This is a genomic window from Acidovorax sp. GW823-FHT05D11, assembly GCF_058795695.1.
This window is the reverse complement of record NZ_CM179502.1, coordinates 3,890,747-3,908,161: the sequence shown is the minus strand read 5'-3', so window position 1 is coordinate 3,908,161 and position 17,415 is coordinate 3,890,747. Positions and strand designations below refer to the sequence as shown.

15 protein-coding genes are annotated in these 17,415 nt (G+C 61.1%); 4 read left to right on the top strand and 11 right to left on the bottom strand.

Annotation, left to right across the window (positions count from 1 at the left end):
• Positions 1-5: 5 nt before the first annotated feature.
• The 11 genes from AC3RCE_RS17995 to AC3RCE_RS17945 form a co-directional block, all read right to left on the bottom strand.
• Positions 6-1,922: a phospholipase D family protein gene (locus tag AC3RCE_RS17995; protein ID WP_492253618.1), complete on the bottom strand. Its 1,917-nt coding sequence runs from the start codon at positions 1,920-1,922 to the stop codon at positions 6-8.
• A gap of 118 nt (positions 1,923-2,040) precedes the next feature.
• Complete coding sequence (locus tag AC3RCE_RS17990) at positions 2,041-3,243, bottom strand: ammonium transporter (RefSeq protein ID WP_492253617.1); 1,203 nt, start codon at positions 3,241-3,243, stop codon at positions 2,041-2,043.
• A 154-nt stretch (positions 3,244-3,397) separates the two neighbouring features.
• Complete coding sequence (gene ribD / locus AC3RCE_RS17985) at positions 3,398-4,507, bottom strand: bifunctional diaminohydroxyphosphoribosylaminopyrimidine deaminase/5-amino-6-(5-phosphoribosylamino)uracil reductase RibD (RefSeq protein ID WP_492253616.1); 1,110 nt, start codon at positions 4,505-4,507, stop codon at positions 3,398-3,400.
• A gap of 24 nt (positions 4,508-4,531) precedes the next feature.
• A complete protein-coding gene (locus AC3RCE_RS17980) occupies positions 4,532-4,981 on the bottom strand; it encodes a type IV pilin protein (protein ID WP_218295527.1) in 450 nt (149 codons plus the stop codon).
• 10 nt (positions 4,982-4,991) lie between these two features.
• On the bottom strand, positions 4,992-8,750 hold the full coding sequence (locus tag AC3RCE_RS17975; protein ID WP_492253615.1) for a pilus assembly protein: 3,759 nt from the start codon (positions 8,748-8,750) through the stop codon (positions 4,992-4,994).
• Between the two features lie 92 nt (positions 8,751-8,842).
• Positions 8,843-9,601 carry a pilus assembly PilX family protein gene (locus AC3RCE_RS17970; RefSeq protein ID WP_218295525.1) on the bottom strand — a complete coding sequence of 253 codons (759 nt, stop codon included), beginning with the start codon at positions 9,599-9,601 and terminating at the stop codon, positions 8,843-8,845.
• A 21-nt stretch (positions 9,602-9,622) separates the two neighbouring features.
• On the bottom strand, positions 9,623-10,531 hold the full coding sequence (locus AC3RCE_RS17965; protein WP_255594725.1) for a PilW family protein: 909 nt from the start codon (positions 10,529-10,531) through the stop codon (positions 9,623-9,625).
• A gap of 1 nt (position 10,532) precedes the next feature.
• A complete protein-coding gene (gene pilV / locus AC3RCE_RS17960; protein ID WP_218295524.1) occupies positions 10,533-11,204 on the bottom strand; it encodes a type IV pilus modification protein PilV in 672 nt (223 codons plus the stop codon).
• A gap of 5 nt (positions 11,205-11,209) precedes the next feature.
• The gene (locus AC3RCE_RS17955; protein ID WP_492253614.1) at positions 11,210-11,773 is read right to left on the bottom strand and encodes a GspH/FimT family pseudopilin; all 564 of its coding nucleotides are present in this window, start codon (positions 11,771-11,773) and stop codon (positions 11,210-11,212) included.
• Entirely contained in the window at positions 11,767-12,207 is a 441-nt protein-coding gene (locus AC3RCE_RS17950) for a GspH/FimT family pseudopilin (protein ID WP_370628500.1), read from the bottom strand. The genes AC3RCE_RS17955 and AC3RCE_RS17950 overlap by 7 nt, the downstream gene beginning before the upstream one ends.
• A gap of 169 nt (positions 12,208-12,376) precedes the next feature.
• Positions 12,377-12,664, bottom strand: a complete 288-nt coding sequence (locus AC3RCE_RS17945) for a hypothetical protein (RefSeq protein WP_492253613.1) — start codon at positions 12,662-12,664, stop codon at positions 12,377-12,379.
• Between the two features lie 173 nt (positions 12,665-12,837).
• On the opposite strand from AC3RCE_RS17945, the gene rpsO reads away from it, so the two are divergent.
• The 4 genes from rpsO to tpiA all read left to right on the top strand — a co-directional run bounded on the left by rpsO (position 12,838) and on the right by tpiA (position 17,401).
• On the top strand, positions 12,838-13,104 hold the full coding sequence (gene rpsO, locus AC3RCE_RS17940) for a 30S ribosomal protein S15 (RefSeq protein ID WP_005793232.1): 267 nt from the start codon (positions 12,838-12,840) through the stop codon (positions 13,102-13,104).
• 207 nt (positions 13,105-13,311) lie between these two features.
• Positions 13,312-15,558, top strand: a complete 2,247-nt coding sequence (gene pnp, locus AC3RCE_RS17935) for a polyribonucleotide nucleotidyltransferase (protein WP_492253612.1) — start codon at positions 13,312-13,314, stop codon at positions 15,556-15,558.
• A 104-nt stretch (positions 15,559-15,662) separates the two neighbouring features.
• Entirely contained in the window at positions 15,663-16,649 is a 987-nt protein-coding gene (locus AC3RCE_RS17930) for an NAD(P)H-quinone oxidoreductase (protein WP_492253611.1), read from the top strand.
• 2 nt (positions 16,650-16,651) lie between these two features.
• Positions 16,652-17,401: a triose-phosphate isomerase gene (gene tpiA, locus AC3RCE_RS17925; protein ID WP_492253610.1), complete on the top strand. Its 750-nt coding sequence runs from the start codon at positions 16,652-16,654 to the stop codon at positions 17,399-17,401.
• Positions 17,402-17,415: the final 14 nt, after the last annotated feature.

Here is a 17,415-nt window from a genome sequence, read left to right as displayed (position 1 = left end):
GGTGCCTAGAGCAGGTGGTCGGGCGCCAGCGGGCCCAGGAGCTGCAGCATCAGCCGCAGCGGAGCGCTGGCGTCGGGCTCGGACGTCGCGTCCGCCAGGCCGCTGCCCTCGGGCGCGCGCCATACAAGGCGGCCGTCGTTCAGCTGCACATGCCAGGCGACCTCGCGCAATGCGGCCTCGATCTGCGCGGTGGCGCGGCGCGACAGGTCGCCGCTGCGGATCAGCAGCGCGATTTCCGTGTTCTGGCGCTGCGACCGGATGTCCAGGTTCATCGAGCCCACGGCCAGCAGGCGGCCATCCAGGATCAGAAGCTTGGAATGCAGCATGGCCCGCGAGCTGCCCACGGCACCAGAAGCGCCAGCCTTGCCGCCCCCGCCGGTGCTGCCCGTGGAGCCCAGGGCGCCCCGCAGCACGCCCGTGAGTTCGCTGCGCATCTCATACAGCTCGACGCCCATGGCCAGCAGGTCGGGGCGGTGGCGCGCATAGCCTGCGTGAGCAATGGGCGCATCGTTGGAGGCGAGCGAGTTGGTGAGCACCCGCACCCGAACGCCGCGCGCGCGCGCCGCCGCGAAGGCCTGTTTCATGTCCGGGCCGGGCACGAAGTAGGGCGAGATGATGAGCAGATCCTGCCGTGCCTGGCCCATCAGCTGCAGCAGGCCGTCCACCACGGTGTCGGTCTGGGCATCAAGGGCTTCGGCGCCGGGCACCCCGGGCGCGGCGGAGGCGGTGGAGGGTGGGTTGGGGCCGGGGAGGGGGCCGCTGGCGGTGTCCGTGGCACGTGCAGGCACTGGCGCCGATGCCACGGCGCCAGCCGTCGCCGCACGCGGCCCGCGCGAGGTGATCGCCATGGGGGATGCCCTGGCGGGGGCTTTTTCCGGCAGCGCACCCGTGGACGTGCCGTCTGGGGGGATCTTGGCGGGCTTGTCCACCAGCACCGCCGCGGGGGCCCAGGTGAACTGCGCTTGCGCCAGGTCCATGGGCTGGTAGTCCCAGATGCGGGCGCGTTGCGCGGTGGTGGTCTGGCTGCCGTCTTGCACCGGCTGGCTGTCGGGCGCCAGGGTGCCGCCCTGGCCGGCGATCCGGTCCCGCCGCGCCGCGTCGGAAGTGCGCGTGCGCTCGCGCAGGGTGTCAAGCTCCTGCTGCGTGACGAGCGACTGCACGGGATAGGCGCGCTCGTTGTTCCAGTAGCTGTCGAAACTGCGGGAGAGGTCCTGCACCACGGGCCCGGCCGCCAGCACGTCCAGATCCACGAAGTTGCCGGAATCGGCGTTGCCGAAGTACGCGTCGCCCAGGTTGCGGCCACCCGTCACGCCCATGGCGTTGTCGGCGATGAAGAGCTTGTTGTGCATGCGCTGCTGCACGCGGGAGAAGTCCCCCAGCGCGCCCAGCATGCGCCCCAGGGGCGAGCCGCGCGCACCCGTGAGCGGGTTGAACATGCGCATCTCGATGTTGGGCACGAAGGCCAGCCGCATGACCTGCGCATCGCGCCCCGTGCTGTGGAAGTCGTCCAGCAGCACACGCACACGCACGCCGCGCTGGGCCGCCGCGATCACGCCCAGCAGCAGGCGCTCGGTACTGGCGTCAGCGTGGATGGCGTAGTACTGCAGGTCCAGCGTCTTCTGTGCGGCGTCGACCAGGGCGAGGCGGCTGCTGTAGGCCGCCTGGGGCCCGCTGAGCAGCAGGAACCCGGAAGGATGGCGGCCGCCCACCGACGCGCGGCGCGTTTCCACCAATTGGCCCAGGGCCGTGTCCGCAGGCGACGCCAATGCGCTCGACACCGGCCGGTCCACATCCTTGGGCAGGCCGGCGCAGCCGGTGATGGCGCTTGCAATGCACATGGCCAGGACGGCCAGCCAGCCATAGCGGGCGGTGGTGCCCAGGAACGGCGCTGGAGCGGCGGGAGCAGGGGGCAGTGCAGGCATGGCGCGATTGTGACCGTGCGGCGCCGCTCGCGCTTGTCAGACGCGGCGCCAACGCAGCCACGGTGGCGATCGGGTGGATGCGGGCGCATCGCGGTGCGGTGCCCTGGCGCCGCGGCGGCTACCAGCTCACTTCGCGATCGGGTGTGGCGCTGATCTTGTGGATCGACAGGTCCGCACCGTCGAACTCCTCTTCCTGCGAGAGCCGCAGGCCGACCGTGCCTTTGAGAATGCCATACACCACGAAGCCGCCCGCCAGTGCCCAGGCCACGCCCAGGGCGGTGCCGACAAGCTGGGCGGAAAAGCTCACCCCGCCGAGCCCGCCCAGCGCCTTGCTGCCAAAAATGCCCGCCGCCAGCCCGCCCCAGGTACCGCACAGGCCGTGCAGCGGCCAGACACCCAGCACGTCGTCGATCTTCCACCGGTTCTGCGTGAGCGTGAACATCAGCACAAAAATGGCGCCAGCCACCGCACCCACCACGAGCGCACCCAGCGGGTGCATCAGGTCGGAGCCCGCGCACACCGCCACCAGCCCCGCCAGCGGGCCGTTGTGGACGAAGCCGGGGTCATTCTTGCCCAGCACCAGGGCGGCCAGCGTGCCGCCGACCATGGCCATCAGGGAGTTCACTGCCACCAGGCCGGAAAGCTTGTCCACGGTCTGCGCGCTCATCACATTGAAGCCGAACCAGCCCACGACGAGCACCCACGCGCCCAGCGCCAGAAACGGAATGTTGGAGGGCGGGTGCGCGGAGATGGCGCCATCTTTGCGATACCGGTTGGCGCGGGAGCCCAGCAGGATCACGGCAGGCAGGGCGATCCACCCTCCCATCGCGTGCACCACGATGGAGCCTGCGAAATCATGAAACTCCTCGCCGGCGAACCCTTTGATCCAGGCCTGCACGCCAAAATGCTGGTTCCAGGCAATGCCCTCGAAGAATGGATACACAAAGCCGACGATGACCGCCGTGGCCATGAGCTGCGGCCAGAACTTGGCGCGTTCCGCGATCCCCCCCGACACGATGGCCGGAATGGCCGCTGCAAAGGTGAGCAGGAAGAAGAACTTCACCAGTGCATAGCCGCTTTGCTGCACCAGCGACTCGGCCCCCACGAAAAAGTGCGTGCCGTAGGCCACGCTGTACCCCACGGCAAAGTACACGACCGTGGACACAGAAAAATCCACCAGGATCTTCACCAGCGCATTCACCTGGTTCTTCTTGCGGACCGTGCCCAGCTCCAGGAAGGCAAAACCGGCGTGCATGGCCAGCACCATGATGGCCCCCAGAAGAATGAACAGGGCATCCGTGCCCTGTTTGAGTGCTTCCATAACGTCCTCTTGCAGTAAATTGATCCGTTCTGGTGCGGTTTGAGTGGGTGCACCAGATTTGCACCAAATTGAAGCAAGAAGCGCGCCAGAGGTTGGTGCGTGGCTTTTGCACTGCCTTGGGGCGGTGCGGCCGAAGGCGATCGCGAGGGCCGGATTAAAAACTATCCCGACCCTGGACCCGTGCCAGGACGCGAAGGTCCGGTCCGATCATCTCTGCGGATGTGAACTGCAGCGCAAGCCCGTCCGCCAGCGCATGGAGCGGGTCCAGGTTCGCCATGCTCAGCCCGGGGCCCAGCAGGCGAGGGGCCAAGTACACAAGCAGTTCATCGACGAGGCCTTCTCGGACGAGGGATCCATTGAGCTTGTGGCCTGCTTCCACATGCAGCTCATTGATTCCCCGCTGGCCAAGGTCTTTCAGCATCGCTGCCAGATCCACTTTGCCGCTGGCATTGGGCAGATGGATCACCGTGGCACCGCGAGCTTCCAAGGCGGCTTTCTTTTCCTTGCTTGTGTTGGCTGTGTAGACAAGGCAATCACGTCCGCCCATCAGCAGGTTGGCATGCGGGGGCAGCTGCAATTGACTATCCACCAAGACCACATGGGGCTGGCGGGGTGTAGGTACTTCCCGGACGTCCAGGCGGGGGTTGTCGTCCAGCACGGTGCCAATGCCGGTCAAAATGGCACAGGCCCTTGCCCGCCAGGCATGCCCATCCGCGCGCGCCGTGCGCGAGGTGATCCACTGGCTGGCGCCGTTGTGAAGCGCCGTGGTGCCGTCCAGGGACGCTGCCGTCTTGAGCCGCACCCATGGCGTGCCCCGAACCATGCGGCTGAAAAAACCGATGTTGAGTTCGCGTGATTCTTCTGCCCCTGGGCCCACGACAACCTCGATACCCGCCGCCCGCAATCGCTCGAATCCGTGGCCTGCGACCAGAGGGTTGGGGTCGGTGATGGATGCCACCACTTTTGCAATCCCGGCTTCGATCAATGCATCGCAGCATGGACCGGTGCGGCCATGGTGAGAGCATGGCTCCAGGGTGACATAGGCGGTGGCACCGCGCACGTCGCGGCCAGCTGCTGCGGCATCGCGCAGCGCCATGATTTCTGCATGGGGGCCACCAGCACGCTGAGTGAATCCTCGGCCCAGCACCTCACCGTCGGGAGCGGTGATGACGCAACCAACGCGAGGATTGGGGCTGGAAAGAAAAAGCGCCTGGGCGGCTAGCCCAAGCGCTTGGTTCGCATAGTGGAGCGCTGTAATGGTCATTGCTCCAGGATGGTAGCGCAGTGCTTACTTGTTCCAGCAGTCTGCTGCGGTAATGCTTGCATCGCGATTGATTGCATCGCGCGTGCCCGTATTGGTCAAAGTGAAATCTCCGCAGCGATCTGTAGCTTGGGGACCAGGGGCCTTGCGGGTGGCCACCAAGGTGAAGACAGCGTTGGTATTGCCTGCCTGAAAACCAATGGTGTAGCGCTTTGTCGGATCGGCTGTACCACCTGCAAGACGCCATTGCAGATTGTTCGGCAGGACCGTGGGATAGACACCTGTTGCAGTCGAGGCTCGTTCTAGCCATTGCTGTGCCTGCAGCAGCCCGGCGCGGGCCTCTGCTCTATGCCCGCGCCGAACGTACTCGGTATAGCTGGGATAAGCAATGGCCGAGAGGATTCCAACGATGGCGACCACGATCATAAGTTCGATGAGGGTGAAGCCATGCTGCGCTTTTCGCAGAGGTCGGTTCATGATGAATTTCTCACTTCAGTTGGCGCCAACTTGGGCGCAGTGATTGCTCGGGCATACACTGCATGTTGAAACCATTGCCCTTGGCATCGATATCCCGATTCTGGCACTTGTCTCCGGTTTCTTTTTTGATCAGCGTGTGCGAGCCTTTGGTCACCGATGCGCGCGACACGGATTTGTCATCGCCACATGTAGTGCATACTGGACTACCTCCTCCAGGAGGGGTGTAAAACGTGCCGTTCTTGTCAGAGTCGAGAATCTGCACCGTGGGTCGTTTGCCGTCCATGATGTTGACAAGAGTGAGGTACTGACGTTCTTCGTCCACCGTATTGGATTCGCAGCTTTCCACGTTAGGGTCTATATCCGATCCCTTTGCTGGTACTTGAGAGTACACAGCCAATACATTGCTGCCGTCATAGAACTCCATGGGTTTCAGCAACCGCTCGCCGACGGCTGGCAAATCCATGTACCAGCCATTGAAATTGACCCAGGTGTCCTTTTTCAATTCATCCGTGATGTCCACAGTGGCGTAGTTGGCATCCACAGCGGTAATTTTCTGGGCAGCCAGCTTAGCGTTGACTACTCCTACGCCCAAAGGCACCGGAGCAGGAATGCAGTCGCTCCCACTGGGGCAGGTACCGGCGCCCGGGTGCACCTGAAGACGTTTGCCCTTCGTTGTGTCGACAACGCGATAACGAGTGTTGTCCAGCACCGAGTACAAGGATTGCACATTTGAATCGTTCTCGTCTGCCTTGGTGACATTGCGGCCTGTACCAAAGGCGATCATCATGCCTCCTACTGATAAGGTCTTGGCGCTAGAGCCCGTTCCGATGGTCATGGTGCGATCATTGGCACGCACCGTGGGGGCGGCGGTGATTGGCTGTCTGATAGAGCCAGCAATGTCCACACGGGCGCGAGTACTGCCCAGTGTCGCAGGGCCGGTGGTCGTAAAGAGCGGCTGTCCACCCAAAGCAACGCCCCAACTGGCGTCGTCGATGTCCGTCAGGTCGAATTTCCAAAGGTTGCCCCGGTTGTCGCCAGCGTACACAACATCGGGGCGGCTGTCGCCGTTCAGATCAACCAAGCGCGGCGTCGCCAAACCGTTGTCAGTGGCTTCGCCAGTGCCCACGGTATCGGAAGCCGCGGCGGCAATGCGTTTCAGTTCCTTGTTGCCATCCAGGTACTGAATCAACAAAACGGGCCGCTGATTAGTGCTGTTATAACCGTTGCCCATGACCACGGCCCAGCGGTCATTGTTCATGCGCGTGATCTGGGTGGTGCGCATAGGGTTGTTCTCATCCAGCACAGGGCGGGCCGTGATATTGCCGATGTCCTTATCCTCATCCACGGCTTTATCGCACGCGGTCTTTTGAGCGCCAGTCATCGCCGCACAGTTGGGGGCGGTTTCGGTGCCTCTGGTGCGGTCAAGCACCACCAGCTTTTGGGCATTTCCTTCCGAGAAGCCTGGGAGGCCGGCCGGCGTATCTGCGGTGGCAGGATTAGTTACATCCAACACGAAGTAGCCTTTGCCTCCGGCACCCATCGTGCCTACCAGAAGAGTCCGCCAATCGGGCACATAGATGGCGGGATCGGCCGGGTCTGGTTGCCCTTGATCTACGTCGCCAGTCATGGGTGAACCATCCACAAAAAATCTGTGCTTATTGTTGTAAGTGGGGTCGCTCAGCAGAGGAAGGTTGGCAAGCACGCCACGTGGGGCGTAGGCAATTTTCTCTGTGCCGTCTGTGGCTGAAAAGCCGTGCAGCAGGCCATCGTTGCCACCCACATAGAGCATGGGCGTCCGGGATTTGTTGGCGCGCGTGAAGGCGCTATAGCCCTTGAGTGGGTAATTGCTCACCGGGGGGCCGGAGTACCATACCACGGAATTAATAATGTCGCCTTGGCGGCTCTTGCGCTCGCGGAAGGGTTTTGCTGCGGTGTAGCCACTGGTCTCGGAACCTTCCAGAATGCGATCCCCGCGAATGAAGTTGAGCCGATTCTGACCGTTGGTGGCGACGATCACGGTGGGATCACCCGGGTCTTTGCCCAGCAGGTTCTTCTGTGCGGTACTGAGGTTGCTTTGATCGCTGGCCCATTTGAAGGGCACCCCGCCCTTGTCTTTGGTGCTGATCCACTGATCGCTCCAGCTCAGAATGACGCGACTGCTGACCGTAAAAGTGGCGTCGTCCAGCTTATCAGCTGTATTTTTCCCATCCCAACTTGTAGCAGGCACAGTGGTACCATCTTTTTTCACTGTTTCTGCGATCACGAAACCCTTCCATGCATTCTTCGGTTCGTAATTGCCGGTGAATTTACCGACGTCGGTACGTGAAACATTGGAACCACTAGTGGCGGTAGAAGTGAGGTCGGGATCAACCTGTGTATTGATTTGCTGGAAAATATCGCGAAAAGCCTTTGCAAGATCTTCCCCTTTGTCCACGGCATAGAAACGTCCTCGACCATTGAGAGCCGAATGCCATAGATCCAATGACCGAACAGACTCGCCACCGCTGCTTATATTGGGCCACTTGATGTTGCCTGTAATGAAGTCAGGCAGAGTCCCGTTGGAGCCTTTGTCGTAACTGAAAGGTACCATCAGATCTGTTGTGAAGGTGGCCTTGTTGCCTGCGGCGCATCCTTGGCCCGGCGCCTTGATGACAGTACACGCTGTATCAGGTGCAGCAGGGTCCACGCTTCCAGAAATTTTGTTTCCTGGCCATGTATAGGCCATTTTGCTTAGGCCTATGGTATAAGTCACCATGTGTGGCCAATTGGCCGGGTTATAGCGTGGGTTCCAGAAGCGATCAAGAACTGCGTCTTTTCCTGCAGTGTCCTTGCCAAAATCTTCCGTTGCAGGGGCCTTGTTGTACTCTGCCGTAGGCTGTGGGGAGCCCTTCAAACCAGTAACGCCGTTGACATCTGTGGCCGTTTGCAGCTTAGTGGACCAGCTTTTGAAGGCCCAATCAGCCAAATTATCGCTGTAAGTATCTGCGTAAAGATCGTTTTTGGGGCGGCTGGCGGCGACTGTACTGCCGTAGACCGTTCCATTGGGCAATGTGATGTTCTTGGTATTGTCATCTTGCGTGCCGCCGGATACGGTGCCATTCCAACGGCCGTCAGTCATAAATATATGGTAGTTGCGTCGGCACCCTAGGTAAGGTGTGGCGGTAGTACCCGGTACAGAGGCCCAAGGTCCATTCTTGTCCAAGTTGGCGCGCATGTATTCGTCCGCCTGCTTGAACATCTTGTGCGAAGGTGTTGAATTGTTCGGGGACAGGTTAGTGACAAAAGTGAGAAAGTTGGTCCGGTGGGTACCAGCCAGTATCTGCATGGAATTGGTGGCGAGTGTGGGGGTGCTACCGGTCGTACCGGGAAGCGAGCCTGGTGTGCCATTATTGGCATTCATTGCTTGCCATGCCATACGAATTTTTTTATCCGGTAGCAAGGAACTATCGTATTTGGGATGTGTGGGGTCAAAGATAGATTTAAGCGCGTACTTGAGTACATTCATGCGGCGGCTAGTTCCCGGCCAGGTTCCATCCGCGTTTGGAGTTGTACCATTGGTCGCGCCAGATTCACTTTCTCTGTCCACGCGGTAATTCATACTGCCTGAGTCGTCGATGGAGATGATGACATTAGGCGTCACATAAGGCTGCACGGTCCCGGGAGGTGCCTGTACTAAGTCGATGGCCCAGGCTCCTGGGGACGCCAAGGCAGCGCCTATTGCCAGCGTGAGTAGATTTTTGCGAAAGCGAGGTGGCGTATTGCGGTGCATGGGGTGCTCCTCTTTGTCTGGAATTTCAGGCTAAATCGTCTTTAGCTTGTATGTGAATTGAACTAGAAGCCGATTTTTGAATAGTGCAGGTGTTAATTGAGAGTTCTTTGCTGCGCATAGGTTTGCTGCAGTGCTACCAAGGTCCCTGACTTGCGGCCATAGGCTAAAGCGGTAATGCGATAAACCACGAGGGACTTCGGATTAATGGCTAGCAAGTTGGAGCGAGATGCATCCATGATCACTTTGGAGTTTTTGAGATCTAGGTAAGGCAGGACTTCGATCCAGTACCAGCCACCTGAGTTGGCTGGCGTGGTGGCGTCCCATTGCAAAATCGGATTGATTGGGGTGGAGATGCTGCCGGTTCCTGCTCCCGTGAACTGGCCGTACCGCGCTCCCGCTGCTGCGGTGGCCATCTGGGCCAGTGTGACGCCTTTGGCGGGATCGCTGTTGTTCCAGAAGTCTTGTTTGCCTAAGCGCTTTACGCACAGGCCCTTGCTGCATAAGGCGGTCTTTTCCTCTAAATCGGCGAGCAAGGGGCCCACGTCCTTGGTTTCAAGAGGGATTTTTTCATTAATTCCTGTGCGACAAACGTCAAGGGTGCCCAGGCATTCGGTTCCATCCGCTTTCTGGTTGCGGATGTCCAACTCTGCATCCTGCAGCAGGGCTTGCGCGGCTTCGTAGGCGCGCTGGTAATCGGCATCGTTGCCGACCACTAGTTCATTGAACAGCGAGGTGCGTGACGCCCACAGTGCCAACAACATGGAAAGCATGACAAAAACGATGACAACAAACAGTGCGATACCGCGTTGTGAATGGCTGCGTGGGGAGAGGGGGGGGCGCACGGAGTACATGGCGATTTTCTTGAATGGGATTCAGAGTGCAATGCCCACCAACCCTTGGCTGCGGAGTTGAAACACATTGCGATAGACAACGTGCATGCGCCGAGCGCGGGCACCGGCGAGGGTAGCCATGTCCACCGCGGTGTTGCCATCGCAGTCGGTGTAGGACGTAGCTGTTGAACTCAGGCCATTCATGTCGATGACTTCAGTGCCAAAAAGCACCAAACACACCTCTACCGCCTGCACCCGGCCCCAATCTGTACTGCCCACGTCGGTTGCCGCGACGTATCGAATGGTGGGGGCGCCAGGAAGGGTGTTGTCTTGCAGGAGGTAGCGCACCTGAAAGTTGGCTACATTCTGTGCGATAGGCTGCGCTGCGGCGCCGTTGCCCTGGCATCGCAATTCGGTGCCGTTGAGTTGGAAAATGCTTTCCACCCGCTGATCGTCACTTCCGTTGGTTGGGCCGCCAACGCAGTTTCGTGCTATGGCTTGGTCTGTGGTTGCATAGTGGACAGGCTCCTTGTAGCGGCGGTAGCCCACTGTGAGGGCCGTGGCTGTGGCGCTCAGGGTGTTGGTGGTAGGGTCGAAGCTGTTGCCTGCGCCTGAAGCGGGGGCGACAGTTTCAAATGCAACGGGAACCGCATTGGCGAGGGCTGTGGGTGCGCTGTCGGGATTGAGGTTTAGGTATAGCGAGCCGGCTTGGCGCAACTGCAGGCCAATGACTCGCATGACGTAGGCAGACTGCTGCTGAATGCTACTGGCATCACTGACTGAGCCGGAGACACCACGGGACACCATTAACGCGCCCATTGCAACCGCAACGACAAACAAGCCAATCGCGATGCCCACCATTAACTCGATCAACGTGACTCCACGCTGGCTTTTGCCCTGAAGTGGCATATTTACGGTGCGCACGTTGGGGTGTGTGTTATTAGTCTGCATTTCAGGTTCCGGGGCAGTAGTACTGTTTGACACCGCCGCCAATGTCGGTGGATGCGCATCGTGCTGAAACGGGGATGTACTGCAGATGGCAGGTGTATCCGGGGGTGCAGGATGCAGCCGCCCCACCTCCTGCGCTGAGTGTGCCGTCTGAGGCACGAACTTGCGTGGCGTCGATGTTGTCCCTGTGGATTTTTTTGTCTGCAGCGGTATCGATATCAATCTCGTTTTCACGCCAACGAATCATGATGCCCAGTTGCCGGCGATTGGTGGCATCCGTGTCGCCTGGAGCCAGAAAAATCGTGGCGTCCCCCACCGGCAGCGCGCGTTGCACTGCACGCCGCCAATCAGCGACGTCGTAAATGGTCAGTTCAGTGCTGGTGCATGCCGCACTTGCGCAATTCTTGGTGGGCGCAGTGACGGGGGTAGATGGCGTTGTCCACGCGCTGGCATAGCTGCTGAGGCTCATCAGAGCGTTGGGGTGCGCTTTCAAGCGTTCGCTGAGATCTTCAGTCAACCGAATGGCCTGGGCTCGACGCACGGTGGTCTGGGTATCGCTCAGGGTTCGCATCTGTACGCCTAGGATGCCCAGAATTCCCAGTGCGGCAATGACGATAGCGACAAGGGACTCAATCAGTGTGATACCGCGTTGGCGTTTGTGCAGTGTGATGGTCATGGTGATCAGCCGGTGCATGGGACGGCTTCTTGAGGAATGACGCGAATACGGCCACCGGAACTCATACAGAGGCCGCGTACGCCTGGATGGGAAATACTCTTACCCAGCGGCACAAAGGTGAAGCTCAAATAAGGACCACTGACGAGACCCCAGCGATTGAGCGCGATCCCTGCGCCGCCGCTTATGAAATTGACATGAACCCTGGCGGAAGATTCCGTGCGCTGCAACACGGGTTCGGCAGCATCGCAGATACGGTTGCCGCTGGTGTCATGGCATACCACCCAGCCACAATCCCAAGTGTCGGTATCAACAGCGCTGGAGCAGCCGTTGGTGTTGTTGGGAATTTTCTGAATAACTACTTGACCGCCACGTTTGATGGCCTCCGAGCGTGCGTAGTACAGCGTAGATTGGAGCAGTTCCACGGACTCGCGGACGCGCCACCCTTCAATCAGGGGAATGAAGCTGGGTGCCGCCAAGGCCGCTAGTACACTCATGATGGCAACCACGACCATCAACTCGACGGCGGAGAAGCCCGCAGAGGCTATTGCTGGAGGTGAGGGGCTCAGCATGCATTTGCTCCTTTCTCTGTTTTGATTCGGCCTCCGGCGCTGACGCATACACGCTGCGCGCTGACGTCGTCGTCAGCCTTCCCGTCAGGCTTAATCAGGAAGTCCGCTGCCACCGTAAGCGTGCCCCATCTGTCGACGGCAATGACGTTGGCAGGAAAGGTAATGCTTAGCCGTGGAGGAGAACTGGTGGATTGCAATACCTCGTTAGCCTCGTTGTTCCCGTTGCTATTTGCGTCAAAATACACAGCCCAGCCGTTGTTGCTGTTCTGCACAATGCTTATGCCCCCGCCACGCTTGATGGCTTCGGAGCGGGCGTAATAGAGTGTGGATTGCAATTCTTCGGTGGCCTGACGCACGCGCCAGCGTTCGATCAGGGGGGTGAAGCTGGGGGTTGCCAGTGCGGCCAATATTGCAACGATGGTGATTACGACCATCAACTCAATGGCGGTGAAACCGCTCTGTGCTTGAGGGCTTAAAGGGACGAGCGGCCTTCCTCGAAGTTGTAATGGTGGCGATGCATGCATGGGACAATCTTATTAGCCTGCTGGTGCGGCAGGCTGATGCTGCTCGACCAATGGTGCTCGCATTGGGATGAGCGGTTTGCTACTTGCGCGTATACCCCCGGCAAGCCCCCGCGTTGTGCATGCCTTTGCATTCCCGGTACATCCGGCGATCACGCTGGGCGGGTGTCTCTTCGGAGCTGCTGCGCTGATAGGTGACTTTGCTAACGCTTTTCTTCTTGGAAGAGATGTTGGCGGTGGTGGCGGTGTCACTGGCAGAGCGCTTGGCCAGTGCGTAGCCAGGGCTTGTGATCAGGACCAAAGCGACGCCTGTGGCCAGCAAGGCATGGCGGACTGTGGTGTGTGAAAGGAAAGCGTCAAGTTGCGTCATGAGGGGGCTTTCAGGTGTGGGGCGGGAACCTGGGCGGGGCAAGAATTCCACGTGGGGGTTATAATCGACAAGTTTTGCATGGTGCAAGACGCACGCCTGCGGCCGTTCCAGCTGCTGGCGCAAGTAAGAACCAAGGCTCGGCAAGTCTGTCGAGACTCCATCAAGGAAAAATTATGATCGCATCCTCCATCAAGGCCGAAGTCGTCAAGGCCAATGCCCGTGCTGCCAACGACACTGGCAGTCCAGAAGTGCAAGTGGCCCTGCTGACGGCCCGCATCAACGAACTGACCCCTCACTTCAAGACGCACGCCAAGGACCACCACGGTCGCCGCGGCCTGCTGCGCATGGTGAGCCGCCGCCGCAAGCTGCTGGACTACCTGAAGGCCAAGGACGCTGACCGTTACACCGCGCTGATCGCCAAGCTGGGTCTGCGCAAGTAATCTTCATTGCATGCGAAAACGCCTGGGTTAGTCCGCTAGCTCAGGCGTTTTTTACTTCGGAGCCGCAAAACAGAGCGAAGCTGTGTCATTCCAATGGGGTTGCCGCCGCAGTGCAGCAGGCAGGTCCACTGGAATGGCATCGTGTTCTGAATTGCTCTCCGCCGCAGTCTGGTAGAGCGCTACCAGCTATTAAAAAAGGAGCTGAACATGAGCATTTTCAACAAAGTCACCAAGACCTTCCAATGGGGCGACAAGACCGTCGTCATGGAAACCGGCGAAATCGCACGCCAAGCCTCTGGCGCCGTGCTGGTGAACATTGATGACACCGTGGTGCTGGCCACCGTGGTGGCATCCAAGGGCGCCAAGCCCGGCCAGGACTTCTTCCCCTTGACGGTGGATTACATCGAGAAGACCTACGCCGCCGGCAAGATCCCCGGCAGCTTCTTCAAGCGCGAAGCGAAGCCCAGCGAGCACGAAACGCTGACCAGCCGCCTGATCGACCGCCCGATCCGCCCGCTGTTTCCCGAAGGTTTCTTCAACGAAGTGCATGTGGTGATCCACACGGTGTCGCTGAATCCCGAAGTGGATGCTGACATCGCTGCCCTCATCGCCACCAGTGCGGCGCTGGCCATCTCCGGTATCCCGTTCAACGGCCCCATCGGCGCCGCACGCGTGGGCTACATCAATGGCGAATACGTGCTCAACCCCGGCCAGACGGCGCGCAAGAGCTCGCAGATGGATCTGGTCGTGGCCGGCACCGAAGCCGCCGTGCTGATGGTCGAATCCGAAGCCCAGCAACTGTCCGAAGAAATCATGCTCGGCGCCGTGGTGTTTGGCCATGAGCAAGGCAATGTGGCCATCAACGCCATTCATGAACTGGTGCGCGATGCTGGCAAGCCCGTGTGGCAGTGGGAAGCGCCCGCCAAGGACGAAGCCCTGAGCGCCAAGGTGGTTGCGCTGGCCGACGACAAGCTGCGCGCCGCCTACCAGATCCGCAACAAGCAGGCCCGCACCCAGGCCTGCCGCGAGTCCTACGCCGCCGTGATGGCCGCGCTGAAGGCCGATGGCGTCGAGTTCGATGCCGTGAAGGTCGAAGGCATGCTGTTCGACATCGAGGCGGGCATCGTGCGCAGCCAGATCCTGGCCGGCGAGCCCCGCATCGACGGCCGCGACACGCGCACTGTGCGCCCCATCGAAATCCGCAGCAGCGTGCTGCCGCGCGCCCATGGCTCGTCGCTGTTCACGCGTGGCGAAACCCAGGCGCTGGTCGTGACCACGCTGGGTACCGAGCGCGATGCGCAGCGCATCGACGCCCTGGCTGGCGAGTACGAAGACCGCTTCATGATGCACTACAACATGCCTCCCTTCGCCACGGGCGAAGTGGGCCGCATGGGTTCGACCAAGCGCCGCGAAATCGGCCACGGCCGCCTGGCCAAGCGTGCCCTGGTGGCTGTGCTGCCCACCAAGGAAGAATTTCCCTACACCATGCGCGTGGTGTCGGAAATCACCGAATCCAATGGCTCTTCGTCCATGGCTTCGGTCTGCGGCGGCTGCCTGTCCATGATGGACGCCGGCGTGCCCATGAAGGCCCACGTGGCGGGTATTGCCATGGGCCTGATCAAGGATGCCAACCGCTTCGCCGTGCTGACCGACATCCTGGGTGATGAGGATCACCTGGGCGACATGGACTTCAAGGTGGCGGGTACCACCGGCGGCATCACCGCGCTGCAGATGGACATCAAGATCCAGGGCATCACCAAGGAGATCATGCAGGTCGCCCTGGCGCAGGCCAAGGAAGCACGCATGCACATCCTGGGCAAGATGCAGGAAGCCATGGGCGAAGCCAAGACCGAGGTGTCCACCTTCGCGCCCAAGCTCTACACCATGAAGATCAACCCCGAGAAGATCCGCGACGTGATCGGCAAGGGCGGCGCCGTGATCCGTGCGTTGACCGAGGAAACGGGCTGCCAGATCAACATCGAGGAAGACGGCACCATCACCATCGCGGCCACCGACGCTGCCAAGGCGGACGAAGCCAAGAAGCGCATCGAGCAGATCACGGCCGAGGTCGAGATCGGCAAGATCTACGAAGGTCCCGTGACCAAGATCCTGGACTTCGGCGCGCTGATCAACCTGCTGCCCGGTAAGGATGGCCTGCTGCACATCAGCCAGATCGCCCACGAGCGTGTCGAGAAGGTGTCCGATTACCTGACCGAAGGCCAGATCGTGAAGGTCAAGGTCATGGAGACCGATGAGAAGGGCCGCATCAAACTGTCGATGAAGGTGCTGGCCGACCGCCCGGCGGGTGGCAGCGATCGTCCTGCTCCCGCGGAGCGCGGTGACCGTGAGCCTCGCCGTGACCAGGGGCGCGACGGCGGCCGCCAGCCGGCGGAGCAGCAACAACAACAGCAATCCCTGCCTTCGGACAACGGTTCCGGGCAGATCGTGGGCTGAGTTGGTGATTTGCTATTGATTTTGTAGCTGCTGGCGCCTGTGAAAAGGGTGTTGGCAATCAAAATCACTCAAACCAACCAACCAACTGTCCAAGGAATCGCAACATGCGTGCTGTCGAGATCACATCCTTTGGTGGGCCGGAGGTGTTGCAGCTGGGGGAACGCCCCATGCCGCAGCCGGGCGCCGGCGAGTTGCTGATCCGTGTTGCCGCCAGCGGGATCAACCGCCCTGACGTGCTGCAGCGACTGGGGCACTATGCTCCGCCGCCCGGCACCTCGGACCTGCCGGGCCTGGAGGTCGCGGGCGTGGTGGAGTCGGGTGATCCTGCTGCCATGGCGCAGGCGGGCATTGGCGTGGGCGACCGCGTCTGTGCCTTGGTGGCGGGCGGGGGGTATGCGCAGTGGTGCGTGGCACCTGTCGCGCAGTGCCTGCCCGTGCCCGAGGGCTTGAGCGACGTCGAGGCGGCATCGTTGCCGGAAACGTTCTTTACCGTGTGGAGCAACGTCTTCGACCGGGGGCGTCTGCAGGCGGGCGAAGGCCTGCTGGTCCAGGGGGGCACCAGCGGCATTGGCGTGACTGCCATACAGCTGGCGCGGGCGTTCGGAGCGACCGTCATTGCCACGGCGGGCAGCGACGACAAGTGCGCGGCCTGTCTGCAGTTGGGGGCCCACCATGCCATCAACTACAAGACGCAGGACTTCGTGGCGGAAGCAAAGCGCATCACGCAGGCCAAGGGCGTGGACGTGGTGCTGGACATGGTCGCTGGCGACTATGTGGCGCGCGAGGTGGAGTGCGTGGCCGAAGACGGGCGCATCGTCATCATCGCGGTGCAGGGTGGTGTCAAGAGTGACTTCAATGCGGGCCTGGTGCTGCGGCGCCGGCTCACCATCACGGGCTCCACCCTGCGCCCGCGTCCCGTGGCATTCAAGGGCGCCATCGCCCGCGCGTTGCGCGAGCATGTGTGGCCCTTGCTGGCGCAGGGGAGGGTGCGTCCCGTCATCCACAGCACGTTTGCTGCGGCGGATGCCGCCAATGCCCACGCCCTGATGGAGTCGAACCAGCACATCGGCAAGATTGTTTTGACGTGGTGACCATGAACAGCAAGAAAAAACTCATCGCAGGCAACTGGAAGATGAACGGCAGCCTGGCTGCCAACGATGCCCTGTTGAAAGGCATCATTGCCGGCCTTGAGGGCGCGGCCTGCGACGTCGCTGTCGCCGTGCCTGCTCCGTATCTGGCGCAGGCGCAGTCCGTCACGTTCGGATCCGTGGTGGCGATTGCCGCCCAGGATGTGTCGCAGCACGATGCAGGGGCGTACACCGGCGAGGTCTCGGCTGCCATGCTGAAGGAATTTGGCGTGCGCTATGCGCTGGTGGGGCACTCGGAGCGCCGCCAGTACCATGGGGAAACCGATGTCGCCGTTGCCGAGAAGGCGCAGCGGGCACTGGCCGCGGGCATCACGCCCATTGTCTGTGTCGGCGAGACCCTGCAGGAGCGCGAGGCCGGCCAGACCGAGGCCGTGGTCAAGCGTCAGCTGGCGGCGGTGATCCATCTCAATGGCCATTGCATCAGCGAAGTGGTGGTGGCATACGAACCGGTCTGGGCGATCGGCACGGGCCGCACGGCCACGCCCGAACAGGCGCAGGCCGTGCACGCGGTGCTGCGTGCGCAGCTGTCTGCGGCCAGCGAGCACGCCGACCGCATCCGCCTGCTGTACGGCGGCAGCATGAATGCCGTCAATGCGGCGCAATTGCTTGCGCAGCCTGACATCGATGGCGGCCTCGTCGGGGGGGCATCGCTGAAGGCGCCCGATTTCCTGCAAATTATTGCGGCTGCCCGTTGAGGCGGCCCTTCCAG